Raw genomic sequence first — 15,384 nt, 5'->3', positions numbered from 1 at the left:
AATGCTGTGTTTCAAACAACATCTATTTCAGTAACTGCCTGAACCCCTCTATCGGCAATGGCCGACTATGCAAATACCCCTGGTACAAATGGCAGCCGAGCTTTTGCAGGAACGCCAGTTGCTCGGCAGTTTCCACGCCTTCGGCAATCACCTCCAGATTCAAGCTGCGGGCCATGGCGACAATGGCGCGGATGATTTCAGCGTCATTGGGATCGTGCGTCGCGTCGCGCACGAACGACTGGTCGATTTTCAACGCGTCCACCGGCAGGCGCTTGAGGTAAGTCAGGGATGAATAGCCCGTACCAAAGTCATCCATCGCAAAGCTTATGCCGAGTTTTTTCAGGCGACGCATTTTCAACACCGTATCGTCCAGGTTCTGGATCACGATGCCTTCAGTGATTTCCAGCTTCAGCAAGCTGTAGGGCAGTTGGTGCTGCGTGAGGCTGCGCTCGACCCGTTCCACGAAGTCGTTCTGGCGAAACTGCCGGGGGCTGATATTCACGCACAGGCTGAAATTCAGCGGGTCAACCAGGCCGTCGGCAATCAACTGCGCAAATGCGCTGCACGCTTCGTCGAGGATCCAGGTGCCGACCTCCAGGATCAAGCCGCTGTCCTCCAGCACCTTGATAAATTCGGCCGGCGACTGCGCACCCAGTTGGGGATGCTGCCAGCGCACCAGAGCCTCGGCGCCGACAATCTTGTTGCCGCGCGCATCCACCTGGGGCTGGTAATGCACACTGAACTCCCCGCGGGACAAGGCCAGGCGCAGGTCGGTTTCCATGCGCAGGCGCTCGCTGGCGGTTTTCTGCATGCTGTTGTGGAACATCTGAATGGTGTTGCGCCCGGAATCCTTGGCGCGGTACAGGGCGATGTCGGCGCGCTTGAGCAAATCGGCGGGCGTGGTGCCATGGTCGGGGATCAATGCCACGCCGATGCTTGGCGTTACTTGCAGGCGGTGGCCGTCGAGGAACATCGGCTCAGAGAGCAATTCGCGCAGGGTATCGGCCAGTTCCTGCACCTGGCCGCTGACTTGCGTGCGTGAGCCCTCCAGGCCGCTGAGCAGCACCACGAACTCATCACCGCCCAGGCGCGCCACCGTATCTTCCATGCGCACGCTGGCTTCCAGGCGTGCGGTGACGATTTTCAGTACGGTGTCGCCCACCGGGTGGCCGAGGGAGTCGTTGATATGCTTGAAGTGGTCGAGGTCGAGAAACAGCAAGGCGCCGCGCAGGTTGTGGCGCTTGAGCAGGGCGATCTGCTGGCTCAGGCGGTCCATCAGCAGCGCCCGGTTGGGCAGGTTGGTCAGCGGGTCGTGATAGGCCAGGTGGCGGATCTGTGCCTGGGCGTTTTTCAGCAGGCTCACGTCACGCGCGGTCAGTAGCAGGCACGGCGTTTCATTCAAGGTGATCGGTTCGACCGACACCTCCACCGCCAGCACGTCGCCCAGTTTGTTGTGCCATAGCATTTCCAGATGATGGATACGTCCCTTGATCTGCAGCTCGGCCAACAGCGCGGTACGCTGGTTTTCATCGGCCCAGATGCCAATCTGGTACAGGGTGAGGCCGATGGCTTCTTCGGCGCGATAGCCGGTCAGGCGGCAAAACCCGTCATTGACCTCCACATATCGACCCGTGTCGCGCTCGGTGATCGAAATGGCATCGGGGCTGGAATGGAAGGCCTTGGCGAATTTCTCTTCACTGGCCTTGAGCGCCGCCTCCGAGCGTTGCTGCTGGGTGATGTCGCGCAGGGTGGTGACGATGCACGGCTGCTCATTGACCTTGACCAGGCGGCTGGAAATCACGCAGGTCAGGCTCTGGCCGTTCTTGGCATGCACCACGATGGCCACATTGCTCAATGACTGCTCGCGAATCACCCGCTCGATGCGTTGCAGGCGCTTGCTCGACTCATCCCACAAGCCGATCTGCTCGGCGCTTTTGTCGAACACTTCGGCGGCGGTCCAGCCAAAGGTCTGGGTGAACGCCGGGTTGATCTCGATAAACGCGCCGCTGTCCAGGCAAGTGACGCAGATTGGATCGGGGCTGGCCTGGAACAGGCTGGCGAATTTCTCCTCGGAAGCACTCAGGCGTTGTTCGCGCTCCACCTGATCGGTGATATCGAGCAAGGTACCCGCCATGCGCAGGGGCTTGCCGGATTCATCGCGGTACAGGCGTGCGCGGCTTTCCAGATAGCGCGAGCTGCCGTCCTCGACCGGCACGCGATAGGTCAACTGGTAATTGTCGCCCGGGCCTTCACGCAGGTTGCGGTAGGCATGGCGCATGCCCTCGCGGTCCTCATCGGACATGCCTTCAAAAAAAGCATCGAAGGACTCATGGAACGGTTCGCACGGCAGGCCGTGGAGTTGGGCGGCGCGGGCCGAGCCGTAGAGCATGCCGGTGGGAATGTGCCAGTCCCAGGTGCCCAGCTGCGCCGAGTCCAGCGCCAGATCCAGGCGTTCCTGACTGTCTTTCAACGCTTGCTCGGCGTTTTTGCGCTCGGTGGTGTCGAGGAAGGTGCTGATCAGATAGGCCTCGCCCTCCAGTTCGACCTTTTGCGCGCTGAGCGTGCCATCGTGGATCTGCCCGTTGCTGGCGCAGAACTGCACTTCCATGGTGATGGATTCACCTTTGCGCTGGGTGGCCTTGACCAGGTGCGCGCGCTGCTCCGGGTCACGCCACAGGCCCAGCTCCAGAGTGGTGCGGCCGATGGCTTGAGCCACCGGCCAGCCGAACAGCATCTCGAAATGCTGGTTGGCCTCGCTGATCAGGCCGTCGGCCTGGCGCGTCAGCAGCACCATGTTCGGGCACAGGTGGAAGAGCGTGGCGAAGCGCTTTTCAGAGTGGCTGAGCGCCTGTTCCCGCTCGCGCTGGTGAGTGATCTCGCGGATCACCCCGATCATCCGGCGCCTGCCGTTTTTGTCCGGCACCAGGCTGCCATTGATTTCCAGCCAGTGCAGGCTGCCATCGGGCCACTGGATGCGGTGATGCATGGCCTGTTCGACCGGTTCGCCGGCCAGCACCGCATGAAACGCCCGTACCACGCGGGCACGGTCTTCCGGTGCCAACAGGTCGAGGTAATTGAGGTCGTTGGGCAGCGGCTGGCGCGGGTCGTAGCCAAACAATGCCTGAGTGCCTCGCGACCAGCTGATTTTGCCCGTGTCGATTTCCCAGCACCATGCGCCCAGCCGCGCGGCATTGAGCGCCGACAGCAGTTGCGGGGCGCTGTCCCAGCGTTGTTCCGCCTCTTGAGGGTCCAGGGCATAGATGCGGGGCAGCGGTGGCACGGAATCAACGGGGTTGGGCATTATTCAAAGGGCCTTGGCTCGATGGAAGACAGCGCGGTTTACCTGAAACCCGAGGCCGCACAATGTCATGCCGGTATCCCTGGCAGATCGACCTGTGCATCCAATAGGCTCATGAAAGCCCGCGCAGCGTTCGACAGCGTCCTTTCGGTGTGCACGATATAGCCTAGCTGGCGACTGAGCTGTATGCCCGGCAAAGCAATACTTGCCACCTGGGCGTCGAGCATGGTGCGTGGCAACACGCTCCAGGCCAGGCCGATGGACACCATCATTTTGATCGTCTCCAGGTAGTTGGTGCTCATGGCGATGTTCGGCGTCAGCCCCTGGGCCTCGAATAGACGGCTGACAATATGGTGGGTAAAGGTGTTCCCTCCGGGAAACACCGCAGGGTGCCCGGCAATATCGGCCAGGCTGACGGAGCCGTTGCTGATCAGGCTGTGTTCGGGGGCCACCACGAAATCCAGCGGGTCGTCCCATACCGGCGTCGCGCGCACCAGGTTGTGCGGCTCGGGCGCCAGGGTGATCACTGCCACTTCGGCGCGACCGTGGAGGATTTCTTCGTAGGCCACTTCTGAATCGAGGAATTGAATATCCAGCGCGACGTTCGGGTACTGCCGAGTGAAGGTACGCAGGACCGGCGGCAGGCGATGCAGGCCGATATGGTGGCTGGTCGCCAGGGTGAGGCGCCCGCTGACTTCTCCGGTGAGGTTGGTCAGGGCGCGACGGGTGTCGTCCAGCACGTTCAGGATCTGATAAGCACGCGGCAGCAAAGCCCGCCCGGCTTCGGTCAAGCCCACTTCACGGCCGAGGCGATCGAACAGGCGCACCTTCAATTGTTGCTCCAGGCCGGCGATGCGTTTGCTGATGGCCGGTTGGGTCAGGTGCAGGCGCTCACCGGCGCCGGAGAAACTGCCGGTCTCGGCAATAGCGATAAAGGCGTTGAGGTTGGCCAGGTCCATGGTGGTATTCCAGTTGGTAATCCAAAGCATGAAAAATATGAATTTGAGTTATTTAATCTAGCGCCATACCATCAGCCTCACAAGCCAAAGGGTTATAGAAAAGCCCGGCGCAAAGAAACACCGCTGATGAGGACCGACTGATGGCCGGCAAAACGCTTTACGACAAGCTTTGGGATTCCCATGAAGTGAAACGGCGCGATGATGGGTCGTCGCTGATCTACATCGACCGTCACATCATCCATGAAGTGACCTCGCCCCAAGCGTTCGAAGGCCTGCGGCTGGCCGGGCGCAAGCCATGGCGCGTCGACTCCATTATCGCCACGCCGGACCACAACGTGCCGACCACCCCGGAGCGCAAGGGCGGGATCGACGCCATTGTCGACACCGTGTCGCGCTTGCAGGTGCAGACCCTCGACGACTATTGCGACGAATATGGCATCACCGAATTCAAGATGAATGACGTGCGTCAAGGCATCGTCCACGTGATCGGCCCGGAGCAGGGCGCGACCTTGCCGGGTATGACGGTGGTGTGCGGTGACTCGCACACGTCGACCCACGGTGCCTTTGGTGCTTTGGCCCATGGCATCGGCACATCCGAGGTGGAACATGTGTTCGCCACCCAGTGCCTGGTCGCCAAAAAGATGAAGAACATGCTGGTACGCGTCGAAGGCCAGTTGCCGTTCGGCGTGACGGCCAAGGACATCGTGCTGGCGGTGATCGGCAAGATCGGCACCGCCGGCGGTAACGGGCATGCCATCGAGTTCGCCGGCAGCGCCATTCGCGACCTGTCCATCGAAGGCCGCATGACCATCTGCAACATGTCCATCGAAGCCGGTGCCCGCGTGGGCATGGTGGCGGCGGACGAAAAAACCATCGAATACGTCAAGGGTCGCCCATTCGCACCGAAAGGCGCCGATTGGGACGCAGCGGTGCACGCCTGGAAAGACCTGGTGTCCGACGCCGATGCGGTGTTCGACACCGTGGTCGAGCTCGACGCGACCCAGATCAAACCGCAAGTCAGCTGGGGCACATCACCGGAAATGGTGCTGGCCGTCGACCAGAACGTGCCGGACCCGGCCCAGGAAACCGACCTGGTCAAGCGCGGCTCCATCGAGCGCGCCCTCAAGTACATGGGCCTGAAGGCCAACCAGGCGATTACCGACATCCAGCTGGATCGCGTGTTCATCGGCTCCTGCACCAACTCGCGGATCGAAGACCTGCGCGCCGCCGCCGTGATCGCCAAGGGCCGCAAGGTGGCCTCGACCATCAAGCAGGCCATCGTGGTGCCAGGTTCGGGGTTGGTCAAAGCCCAGGCCGAAGCCGAAGGCCTGGACAAGATCTTCCTCGAAGCCGGTTTCGAATGGCGTGAGCCGGGCTGCTCCATGTGCCTGGCGATGAACCCGGACCGGTTGGAATCCGGCGAGCATTGCGCATCGACCTCCAACCGTAACTTCGAAGGGCGTCAGGGCGCCGGTGGCCGTACCCACCTGGTCAGCCCGGCCATGGCTGCCGCCGCTGCCGTCAACGGTCGTTTCATCGACGTTCGCGAATTGATCTAAAGGAAAACCCGATGAGAGCTTTTACCCAGCATACCGGTCTGGTAGCGCCGTTGGACCGTGCCAACGTGGACACCGACCAGATCATCCCCAAGCAGTTCTTGAAGTCGATCAAGCGCACCGGGTTTGGCCCCAACCTGTTCGACGAATGGCGCTATCTGGACGTGGGCTACGCCTACCAGGACAACTCCAAGCGCCCGCTGAACAAGGATTTCGTGCTCAACGCCGAGCGTTACCAGGGCGCCAGCGTGTTGCTGGCCCGGGAAAACTTCGGTTGCGGCTCCAGCCGTGAACACGCGCCGTGGGCCTTGGAAGAATATGGCTTTCGCAGCATCATCGCGCCGAGCTACGCCGACATCTTCTTCAACAACAGCTTCAAGAACGGCTTGCTGCCGATCATCTTGAGCGACGCCGAAGTGGATGAGCTGTTTCAGCAAGTGGAAGCCAATGTGGGCTACCAACTGACCGTGGACCTGGCCGCGCAGACCGTGACCCGTCCGGACGGCAAGGTGTATCACTTCGAGGTGGATGCCTTTCGCAAGCACTGCCTGATCAATGGCCTGGACGATATCGGCCTGACTTTGCAGGACGGCGACGCGATTGCAGCGTTTGAAACCAGGCACCGGGCAAGCCAGCCCTGGTTATTTCGCGATTGATGCAGGCAGGACCGCCGCCATCGGGGGCAAGCCCCCTCCCACAGGTGTACGCATTCCAAATGTGGGAGGGGGCTTGCCCCCGATGAGGCCAGTGTTAACACCACAAAACCCAAGGAAAGCCCCCATGACCAGCACTGCCCACACCCAAGTCGTGCAAAAACAATTCGGCGAGCAAGCCTCGGCCTACCTGAGCAGTGCCGTGCACGCCCAGGGCACCGAATTCGCGCTGCTCCAGGCCGAACTGGCCGGGCAGGGCGCGGCGCGACTGCTGGACCTGGGGTGCGGTGCCGGGCATGTGAGTTTCCAGGTGGCCCCGCTGGTCAAGGAAGTGGTGGCCTACGACCTGTCTCAGCAGATGCTTGATGTGGTCGCCGCCGCTGCGCAAGATCGCGGTTTGGCCAATATCAGCACCGTCAACGGCGCGGCTGAACGCCTGCCGTTTGCCGATGGCGAATTCGACTTCGTGTTCAGCCGCTACTCCGCCCACCATTGGAGCGACCTCGGCCTGGCCCTGCGCGAAGTGCGTCGGGTGCTCAAACCCGGTGGCGTGGCGGCGTTCGTGGATGTGTTGTCACCGGGCAGCCCGTTGCTGGACACTTACCTGCAAACCGTTGAAGTGCTGCGCGACACCAGCCATGTGCGCGATTATTCTGCCGCCGAGTGGATGCGCCAGCTCAGCGAAGCCGGTTTGCATGTACGCAACAGCAGCCGCCAACGCCTGCGCCTGGAATACACCTCGTGGGTCGAGCGCATGCGCACCCCGCCGGCCTTGCGCGCGGCGATCCTGGAGTTGCAACAGGCGATGGGCCAGGAAGTGCGCGATTATTACGAAATTCAAGCCGACGGCACCTTCAGCACCGACGTGCTGGTGGCGTGGGCCGAACGCTGATTGATTTTTTCCGACCTGCCCAAGGGCAGGTCGCTCGATGAAATGAGGAACCCATGAGCAAGCAGATTCTGATTCTCCCTGGCGACGGTATCGGTCCGGAAATCATGGCCGAAGCGGTCAAGGTCCTGGAGCTCGCCAACAGCAAGTACAGCCTGGGCTTCGAGCTGAGCCACGACGTAATCGGCGGCGCAGCCATCGATAAGCACGGCGTGCCCCTGGCCGACGAGACCCTGGAACGCGCCCGCGCCGCCGACGCCGTGCTGCTGGGCGCCGTGGGCGGGCCGAAGTGGGACAAGATCGAGCGTGATATCCGCCCTGAGCGCGGCCTGTTGAAAATCCGCGCGCAACTGGGCCTGTTCGGCAACCTGCGTCCGGCGATTCTCTACCCGCAGTTGGCCGAGGCGTCGAGCCTCAAGCCGGAAGTGGTGGCGGGCCTGGACATCCTGATCGTGCGTGAGCTGACTGGCGGTATCTATTTCGGCTCGCCTCGCGGTGTGCGTGAGTTGGAAAATGGCGAGCGCCAGGCCTACGACACCCTGCCGTACAGCGAGAGCGAAATCCGCCGTATCGCCCGTGTCGGTTTCGACATGGCCCGCGTGCGCGGTAAGAAGGTCTGCTCGGTGGACAAGGCCAACGTATTGGCCTCCAGCCAACTGTGGCGGGAAATCGTTGAAGAAGTCGCCAAGGACTACCCGGACGTCGAACTGAGCCACATGTACGTCGACAACGCCGCCATGCAACTGGTGCGTGCGCCGAAGCAGTTCGATGTGATCGTCACCGACAACCTGTTCGGCGACATCCTGTCCGACCAGGCCTCGATGCTCACCGGCTCCATCGGCATGCTGCCGTCGGCGTCCCTGGATACCAACAACAAAGGCATGTATGAGCCTTGCCACGGCTCGGCGCCGGACATTGCCGGCCAAGGTATTGCCAACCCGCTGGCGACCATTTTGTCGGTGTCGATGATGCTGCGTTACAGCTTCAACCTGGTTGACGCGGCCGACGCGATCGAGAAGGCCGTGAGTCTGGTGCTGGACCAGGGTTTGCGCACCGGCGACATCTGGTCGCAGGGTTGCACCAAGGTCGGCACGCAAGAAATGGGCGACGCTGTAGTCGCCGCGCTGCGGAATCTGTAATCTCTCGGGCCCGCTTGCAGTTATCGCTGCAAGGCGGCCCACTTTTTAACAAGGTGTAGTTGCGATGAAACGTGTAGGTCTGATCGGTTGGCGCGGTATGGTCGGTTCCGTGCTCATGCAGCGGATGCTGGAAGAGCAGGATTTCGATCTTATCGAGCCGGTGTTTTTCACCACTTCGAACGTAGGTGGCCAAGGGCCGTCCGTGGGCAAGGACATTGCCCCGCTCAAAGACGCCTATAGCATTGAAGAGCTGAAGACCCTCGATGTGATCCTGACGTGCCAGGGCGGCGACTACACCAGCGAAGTCTTCCCCAAGCTGCGCGAAGCCGGCTGGCAGGGCTACTGGATCGACGCCGCGTCGAGCCTGCGCATGCAGGACGATGCGGTGATCATCCTCGACCCGGTCAACCGCAAGGTCATCGACCAGCAACTGGATGCCGGCACCCGGAACTACGTCGGCGGCAATTGCACCGTCAGCCTGATGCTGATGGGCCTGGGTGGCTTGTTCGAAGCCGGCCTGGTCGAGTGGATGAGCGCCATGACCTACCAGGCGGCCTCCGGCGCCGGTGCACAGAACATGCGAGAGCTGATCAAGCAGATGGGCGCAACCCACGCAGCGGTGGCCGATCAACTGGCCGACCCAGCCAGTGCGATCCTCGATATCGACCGCCGCGTGGCCGAAGCCATGCGCAGCGACGCCTATCCGACCGAAAACTTCGGCGTGCCGTTGGCCGGTAGCCTGATCCCGTGGATCGATAAGGAACTGCCGAACGGCCAGAGCCGCGAAGAGTGGAAGGCCCAGGCCGAGACCAACAAGATCCTCGGGCGCTTCAAGAACCCGATCCCGGTGGACGGCATCTGCGTACGCATTGGCGCCATGCGCTGCCATAGCCAGGCGTTGACCATCAAGCTGAACAAAGACGTGCCGATTGCCGATATCGAAGGGCTGATCAGCCAGCACAACCCCTGGGTCAAGCTGGTGCCGAACAACCGTGAGATCAGCATGCAGGAGCTGAGCCCAACCAAGGTTACCGGCACCCTGAATGTACCGGTGGGCCGCCTGCGCAAGCTGAACATGGGCAGCCAGTTCCTCGGTGCGTTCACCGTGGGCGACCAGCTGTTGTGGGGCGCGGCTGAGCCGTTGCGTCGCATGCTGCGGATTCTGCTGGAGCGTTGATCGCTTGCAGGCTTTGAAGAGCCCCGCGTTCTGGTGACAGGCGCGGGGTTTTTTTATTGTTCTTTCGGACGCTATCGGGGGCAAGTCGAATCGTCGCACCGCCCCTCCCACATGTTGACCTGTGCACACATTCAAGTGTGGCAGGGGGCTTGCTCCCGATGGGGCCATCAGCTCCACCCCAATTGCCTCACCCCCAACCACCCGGTAAAGTGCCGCTCCCCCCGCAATGCCCGAGGCAGCCCCATGACCCAGACCTTTGAAATCGCCGTGATCGGCGCCACCGGTACCGTTGGCGAAACCCTGGTGCAGATTCTCGAAGAGCTGGACTTCCCGGTAGGCACCCTGTATTTGCTGGCTGGCAACAACTCCGCCGGTGCATCGGTACCGTTCCGGGGCAAGAACGTGCGGGTCAAGGAAGTCGATGAATTCGACTTCAGCAAGGCGCAGTTGGCCTTTTTCGCGGCTGGCCCGGCGGTGACCCTGAGCTTCGCCCCACGTGCCATCGCCGCCGGTTGCTCGGTGATCGACTTGTCTGGCGCATTACCTGCCGAACAGGCGCCGCCCGTGGTGCCGGAAGCCAACGCCCATGTGCTCAAGGGCTTGAAAAAACCCTTTCAAATCGCCAGCCCGAGCCCGTCCGCCACCAACCTGGCGGTGCTGCTGGCGCCGTTGCGCGGTTTGTTGGATATCCAGCGCGTGAGCGTCACCGCCAACCTGGCCGTGTCGGCCCTGGGCCGCGAAGCCGTCAGCGAATTGGCCCGCCAGACGGCCGAGCTGTTGAATGTACGTCCGTTGGAGCCGACCTTCTTTGATCGGCAGGTGGCCTTCAACCTGCTGGCACAAGTCGGCACGCCAGACGCCCAAGGTCACACAGCCCTGGAGAAACGTCTCGTACATGAACTGCGGGCCGTGCTGGAAACTCCGTTGCTGAAGATTTCCGCAACCTGCGTTCAAGCCCCGGTGTTTTTTGGCGATAGCCTGACTGTGTCGCTGCAGTTGGGGGCGCCGGCCGATTTGGTTGAGGTGAACCGTGTACTCGATGCGGCGCCGGGTATCGAGCTGGTCGAGGCGGGCGACTACCCAACGGCAGTAGGCGATGCGGTGGGTCAGGACGTTGTATATGTAGGGCGAGTGCGCGCAGGTGTGGACGACCCGGCGGAACTAAATGTGTGGCTGACGTCAGATAACGTACGCAAAGGCGCTGCGCTCAACGCCGTGCAGCTGGCGCGGTTGTTGATAAAAGACCTTGCGTAAAAGATACTTGGCGCCAATTTGTAGATTGATTCTCACCAAGCGCTATGCTTGGCCAAAAGCGGAACACAAGCGCGTCGGTAACCTATCGGCTCGCCATGCCTTATGGCAGCGGTTACCAACCTTCTCGAAAGCCGGGGAGTGTTCAGACAAAGGATGAGGCTATGGTTCAAGTTCGCAAACTGGTGTTAGCAATAGCGGCCGCCTCGGCGCTGTCCTCCGGTATGGCGCAGGCGCTGCAACTCGGGGAGATGACCCTCAAGTCGAAGTTGAACCAGCCGCTGTCGGTGGAAATCGAATTGCTCGACGTCGGCGGCCTTACGGCTTCCGAGATCACCCCGAGCCTGGCCTCGTCCCAGGCATTCGTCGATGCCGGTGTCGATCGCCAGGCCTTTCTCGACGACCTCACCTTCACGCCGGTGGTCAATCCCAACGGCCGCAGCGTGGTGCGTGTCACCTCCAGCAAGCCGTTGCCCGATTCCTATGTGCGCTTCCTGTTGCAGGTGCAGTGGCCGAACGGCCGACTCATGCGTGACTACAGCGTGCTGCTCGATCCCGCCAAATTCGACCAGTCCACACCGGCTGCCAGTGCGCCAGCGCCGCGCTTGAGTGCGCCGGCCGGTACCGCGACCGCCGTCAGCAAGCCAGCGCAACATACCACCACTGCTCGCGATACTTTGTGGGAAATTGCCGAGAAAAACCGCAATGGTGGCTCTGTGCAGCAAACGATGCTGGCCATTCAGGCGCTCAACCCGAATGCGTTTATCGATGGCAACATCAACCGCCTGAAAACCGGCCAGGTCCTGCGCCTGCCAGACACCGTGCAAAGCACCGCGCTCGGGCAGCCGCAAGCGATCGCCGAAGTGACGGCGCAGAACGCCGCCTGGCGTCAGGGCCGCCGCACTGCCGCCCAGCAAGTGGCGGGTAAGGCCCAGCTGGATGCTACCAAGCGCACCGAGACTGGCAATGCCCCGTCGAGCACCGGCGCCAAGGACAACTTGAGCCTGGTGTCGGCCGAGTCTGCTAAAAAAGGTGCAGCAGGCAAGGCCGGTGATAGCCGCGCGTTGAACGACAAGCTGGCGATGACCCAAGAACAGTTGGACACCACCCGTCGTGACAATGAAGAGCTCAAAAGCCGTGCGGCAGATCTGCAAAGCCAGTTGGACAAGCTGCAAAAGCTGATTCAACTGAAGAATGATCAGTTGGCCCGTCTGCAGGCCGAGAAGGGCGATGCGGCTGTGCCCGCGGCAGCGGCAGCAGCGCCTGCGCAGTTGGCTGATGAACCGGCGCCAGCCCCGGCCCCGGCAGCTCCGGTAGCGACACCTGCTCCCGAGCCGGCCAAGCCGGTTGCCGCGCCTGCAACCACCGAAGGCAAATTCAATGAGCTGCTGACCAACCCTGTGGTGCTCGGTGTGCTCGGTGGCGCGGCCGTGATTCTGGCGCTGTTGCTCCTGCTGCTGTGGGTGCGCCATCGCAACGCCCGTCTTGAAGAAGAAAAGCACCTGCGCATGGCGCGCGCGCTGGCTGAAGAGCCGGAATTCACGTCGAATATCGATCGCGACCTGCCACCCGACAGTTTCGAAGGCCTGGAAGTGCCGCCGCCGAGCGTCACGCGGGCCCCCGCGCCTGCACCCGTTCCGGTGGCTGAGCCTGCAGTGCCCACCGTCGCCTCCGTGCTGGCACCGCTGGCGGCTGCCGTCGCCCCGACTTCCAGCGATGCGCTCTCCCAAGCCCAGTCCCATATCGACCGGGGCCACCTGAACCAGGCGGCGGATGTGCTTGAGCAAGCGATCAAGCAGGAGCCCAAACGCAGCGACCTGCGTTTGAAGCTGATGGAAGTCTACGGCCTGCAGAATGACAAGAACGGTTTTGTCAGCCAGGAGCGTCAGCTGGTGGCCACGGGTGAAAACCACGCTCAGGTCGAGCAGCTCAAGGGCCGTTTCCCGGCCATGGCGGTGTTGGCGGCGGGCGTGAGTGCCGCAGTGGCCGCCGCCGCCCTGGACGCCCAGTACGTCAAGGACCTGCTGGAAGACAAGCCGGCTGCGCCGCAGCCAGAGCCTCTGGATACCGATTTTGACCTGAGCCTGGACGACCTGGAGGCGGCATCGCCGGCAGAGGTCAAGGGTGATCAGTCATTCGAGGCGCTTCTTGAGCAGCAGGCGGCCGCCAACGCCAGCGCAGATGACCTGTCGGATTTTGACCTGGATCTGCATTTGGATGCGCCGGCGTCCGCGCAGTCCGATGACGACTTCCTGTCCGGTCTCGAAGAACAGATGAAAGACGTACCAGCCGCCGAGCCGCCGACCTTGACCCCGGCAGCGCTGGATGACTTCGATTTGCCGGAAGATTTCGACCTCTCCCTGGCGGACGAGCCCGAATCGACGGTCAAGCCCGATGCCTTCGCTTCGGAGCTGGACGACGTCAATGCTGAATTGGACCGTCTGTCCCAGAGCCTGGAGCATCCCTCCATCGAGCCGTCCTTCACGGCTGAAGATGCGGCGCTCGGTGACGACGAGCCCGAGTTCGACTTCCTGTCGGGCTCCGATGAAGTCGCCACCAAGCTGGACCTGGCCCAGGCGTATATCGACATGGGCGATGCCGATGGCGCCAAGGACATCCTTTCCGAAGTGCTGACCGAGGGCAATGAGACCCAGCGCGGCGAAGCCAAGGAAATGCTTGGCCGAATCTGAAGGCTGATACGCGCCCAACGGGGGGAGGGCTTGCTCCCTGCCACCGTTGGCGCCGCGTCCCCCCCAACAAAAGCGCCCGTCGCGCAGCCGGCGCCTTTATAATCCCCGTCTTCGCGCAACTCATCAGGCTCTCAGTTCTTGGCAAATATAGATAACGCGGCCGCCGAAATGGCGGCCGCAGGCTTTCACCGCATCGCCCTCGGCGTGGAATACAAAGGCTCGCGCTATCGCGGCTGGCAGCGCCAGGCCTCCGGTGTGCTGACGGTGCAGGAAACCCTGGAAAACGCTCTGTCGAAAGTCGCTGACTCGCCGGTATCGCTGATGTGTGCCGGGCGTACCGACGCCGGCGTGCACGCCTGTGGCCAGGTGGTGCATTTCGACACCCAGGCCGAACGCTCGATGAAGGCGTGGGTGATGGGCGCCAATATCAATCTGCCCCATGACGTCAGCGTCACCTGGGCCAAGGTGATGCCGGCGCATTTTCATGCGCGCTTCAAGGCCATCGCCCGACGCTACCGCTACGTGATCTACAACGATCAGATCCGCCCGGCGCACCTGAACCAGGAAATCACCTGGAACCACCGCCCGCTGGATGCCGAACGCATGGCCGAGGCTGCGCAGCATCTGGTGGGTGTGCATGATTTCAGCGCGTTCCGTGCCGGCCAATGCCAGGCCAAGTCGCCGATCAAGGAAGTCCACCATCTGCGCGTGACCCGGCATGGCAAGATGATTGTGCTGGATATCCGTGCCGGGGCGTTCCTGCACCATATGGTGCGCAACATTGCGGGCGTACTGATGACCATCGGCACCGGCGAGCGCCCGGTGGAATGGGCCAGGGAAGTGCTGCAAAGCCGCATCCGTCGTACCGGTGGGGTTACGGCGCATCCGTTCGGCCTGTATCTGGTGGATGTGGAGTACCGCGACGAGTTCGAGCTGCCGCAGCGTTTTATCGGGCCACACTTCCTCACAGGTTTCAGTGAACTTGGCGGCTGACGCCTGGAAAAGCTTTTGTTACCATCCGGGACTTTCTCGGTTCAATCCCTGAGGTTTCTACGATATGTCAGCCGTTCGCAGCAAGATTTGCGGGATTACCCGCATCGAAGACGCGTTGGCGGCGGTCGAGGCGGGGGCGGATGCCATTGGCCTAGTGTTTTATGCCAACAGCCCGCGGGCGGTGAATGTGTCGCAGGCGCGGGCCATCATCGCCGCGCTGCCACCGTTCGTGACCACCGTGGGTTTGTTCGTTAATGCCAGCCGTTGTGAACTCAATGAAACCCTGGATGCCGTGCCGCTGGACATGCTGCAGTTTCATGGCGACGAAACCCCGGACGAATGCGACAGCTATCAGCGCCCCTATATCAAGGCGTTGCGCGTCAAGGCCGGCGATGACATCGCCGCCGCCTGTGCCGCCTATGCGGGCGCGCGCGGGATTCTGCTGGACACCTACGTCGAAGGTGTTCCTGGCGGCACTGGAGAAGCCTTCGACTGGTCGCTGATCCCGGCGGGCCTGAGCAAGCCGGTCATCCTGGCCGGGGGGCTCAACCCGATGAATGTCGGCGCCGCCATCGAGCAGGTCCGGCCGTATGCCGTGGATGTCAGCGGCGGGGTGGAACAGGGCAAGGGCATCAAGGATCACCACAAGATTCGCGCATTCCTGCAGACCGTGCGCAACAGCAGTGGTGTTATGTGACGGCTGGCAGTCTGCCGCCGTCCATAACTACCACTGTGTAAAACAGCACCGGCGCCGCCTGCGGGAGGCCCGGAAACGAAGT

At 62.1% G+C, this 15,384-nt stretch carries 11 protein-coding genes; 9 read left to right on the top strand and 2 right to left on the bottom strand.

Features of this window, described 5'->3' with window-relative positions; genetic code table 11:
* Positions 1–22: 22 nt before the first annotated feature.
* Together C4J90_RS17360 and C4J90_RS17355 are read right to left on the bottom strand one after the other, a co-directional pair.
* The gene (locus tag C4J90_RS17360) at positions 23–3,301 is read right to left on the bottom strand and encodes a PAS domain S-box protein (RefSeq protein ID WP_124420429.1); all 3,279 of its coding nucleotides are present in this window, start codon (positions 3,299–3,301) and stop codon (positions 23–25) included.
* Between the two features lie 65 nt (positions 3,302–3,366).
* Positions 3,367–4,257: a LysR family transcriptional regulator gene (locus C4J90_RS17355; protein ID WP_124363605.1), complete on the bottom strand. Its 891-nt coding sequence runs from the start codon at positions 4,255–4,257 to the stop codon at positions 3,367–3,369.
* A gap of 140 nt (positions 4,258–4,397) precedes the next feature.
* Between C4J90_RS17355 and leuC the strand changes: the two genes are divergently transcribed.
* The 9 genes from leuC (at position 4,398) to C4J90_RS17310 (ending at position 15,302) form a co-directional block, all read left to right on the top strand.
* Positions 4,398–5,816, top strand: coding sequence for a 3-isopropylmalate dehydratase large subunit (leuC, locus tag C4J90_RS17350; RefSeq protein ID WP_124363604.1), 1,419 nt, complete (start codon positions 4,398–4,400; stop codon positions 5,814–5,816).
* Positions 5,817–5,827: 11 nt separating this feature from the next.
* A complete protein-coding gene (leuD, locus tag C4J90_RS17345) occupies positions 5,828–6,469 on the top strand; it encodes a 3-isopropylmalate dehydratase small subunit (RefSeq protein WP_124363603.1) in 642 nt (213 codons plus the stop codon).
* A 124-nt stretch (positions 6,470–6,593) separates the two neighbouring features.
* Positions 6,594–7,358 carry a class I SAM-dependent methyltransferase gene (locus C4J90_RS17340; RefSeq protein ID WP_124420428.1) on the top strand — a complete coding sequence of 255 codons (765 nt, stop codon included), beginning with the start codon at positions 6,594–6,596 and terminating at the stop codon, positions 7,356–7,358.
* Between the two features lie 53 nt (positions 7,359–7,411).
* The gene (leuB, locus tag C4J90_RS17335; RefSeq protein WP_124415136.1) at positions 7,412–8,494 is read left to right on the top strand and encodes a 3-isopropylmalate dehydrogenase; all 1,083 of its coding nucleotides are present in this window, start codon (positions 7,412–7,414) and stop codon (positions 8,492–8,494) included.
* Positions 8,495–8,558: 64 nt separating this feature from the next.
* Complete coding sequence (gene asd, locus C4J90_RS17330; RefSeq protein ID WP_124363600.1) at positions 8,559–9,671, top strand: aspartate-semialdehyde dehydrogenase; 1,113 nt, start codon at positions 8,559–8,561, stop codon at positions 9,669–9,671.
* A 243-nt stretch (positions 9,672–9,914) separates the two neighbouring features.
* A complete protein-coding gene (locus tag C4J90_RS17325) occupies positions 9,915–10,925 on the top strand; it encodes an aspartate-semialdehyde dehydrogenase (RefSeq protein WP_124404722.1) in 1,011 nt (336 codons plus the stop codon).
* Between the two features lie 161 nt (positions 10,926–11,086).
* Complete coding sequence (locus C4J90_RS17320; RefSeq protein ID WP_124420427.1) at positions 11,087–13,612, top strand: FimV/HubP family polar landmark protein; 2,526 nt, start codon at positions 11,087–11,089, stop codon at positions 13,610–13,612.
* Positions 13,613–13,780: 168 nt separating this feature from the next.
* Positions 13,781–14,605 carry a tRNA pseudouridine(38-40) synthase TruA gene (gene truA / locus C4J90_RS17315; RefSeq protein ID WP_124416044.1) on the top strand — a complete coding sequence of 275 codons (825 nt, stop codon included), beginning with the start codon at positions 13,781–13,783 and terminating at the stop codon, positions 14,603–14,605.
* 64 nt (positions 14,606–14,669) lie between these two features.
* Complete coding sequence (locus C4J90_RS17310) at positions 14,670–15,302, top strand: phosphoribosylanthranilate isomerase (RefSeq protein WP_124420426.1); 633 nt, start codon at positions 14,670–14,672, stop codon at positions 15,300–15,302.
* Positions 15,303–15,384 lie beyond the last annotated feature (82 nt).

The sequence above is a fragment of the Pseudomonas sp. R2-60-08W genome, assembly GCF_003852335.1.
In the GTDB taxonomy this organism is placed as follows: domain Bacteria; phylum Pseudomonadota; class Gammaproteobacteria; order Pseudomonadales; family Pseudomonadaceae; genus Aquipseudomonas.
Note: the sequence above shows the minus strand (reverse complement) of the source record. Positions and strands in the feature narration are given on the sequence as shown.

What these genes read in the sequence shown, in the direction of transcription:
- leuB (WP_124415136.1), top strand. Translation starts at nt 7,412, where the DNA reads ATGAGCAAGCAGATTCTGATTCTCCCTGGCGACGGTATCGGTCCGGAA.
- C4J90_RS17360 (WP_124420429.1), bottom strand. Translation starts at nt 3,301, where the DNA reads ATGCCCAACCCCGTTGATTCCGTGCCACCGCTGCCCCGCATCTATGCC.
- leuD (WP_124363603.1), top strand. Translation starts at nt 5,828, where the DNA reads ATGAGAGCTTTTACCCAGCATACCGGTCTGGTAGCGCCGTTGGACCGT.
- C4J90_RS17340 (WP_124420428.1), top strand. Translation starts at nt 6,594, where the DNA reads ATGACCAGCACTGCCCACACCCAAGTCGTGCAAAAACAATTCGGCGAG.
- C4J90_RS17325 (WP_124404722.1), top strand. Translation starts at nt 9,915, where the DNA reads ATGACCCAGACCTTTGAAATCGCCGTGATCGGCGCCACCGGTACCGTT.
- C4J90_RS17320 (WP_124420427.1), top strand. Translation starts at nt 11,087, where the DNA reads ATGGTTCAAGTTCGCAAACTGGTGTTAGCAATAGCGGCCGCCTCGGCG.
- C4J90_RS17355 (WP_124363605.1), bottom strand. Translation starts at nt 4,257, where the DNA reads ATGGACCTGGCCAACCTCAACGCCTTTATCGCTATTGCCGAGACCGGC.
- truA (WP_124416044.1), top strand. Translation starts at nt 13,781, where the DNA reads ATGGCGGCCGCAGGCTTTCACCGCATCGCCCTCGGCGTGGAATACAAA.
- asd (WP_124363600.1), top strand. Translation starts at nt 8,559, where the DNA reads ATGAAACGTGTAGGTCTGATCGGTTGGCGCGGTATGGTCGGTTCCGTG.
- C4J90_RS17310 (WP_124420426.1), top strand. Translation starts at nt 14,670, where the DNA reads ATGTCAGCCGTTCGCAGCAAGATTTGCGGGATTACCCGCATCGAAGAC.
- leuC (WP_124363604.1), top strand. Translation starts at nt 4,398, where the DNA reads ATGGCCGGCAAAACGCTTTACGACAAGCTTTGGGATTCCCATGAAGTG.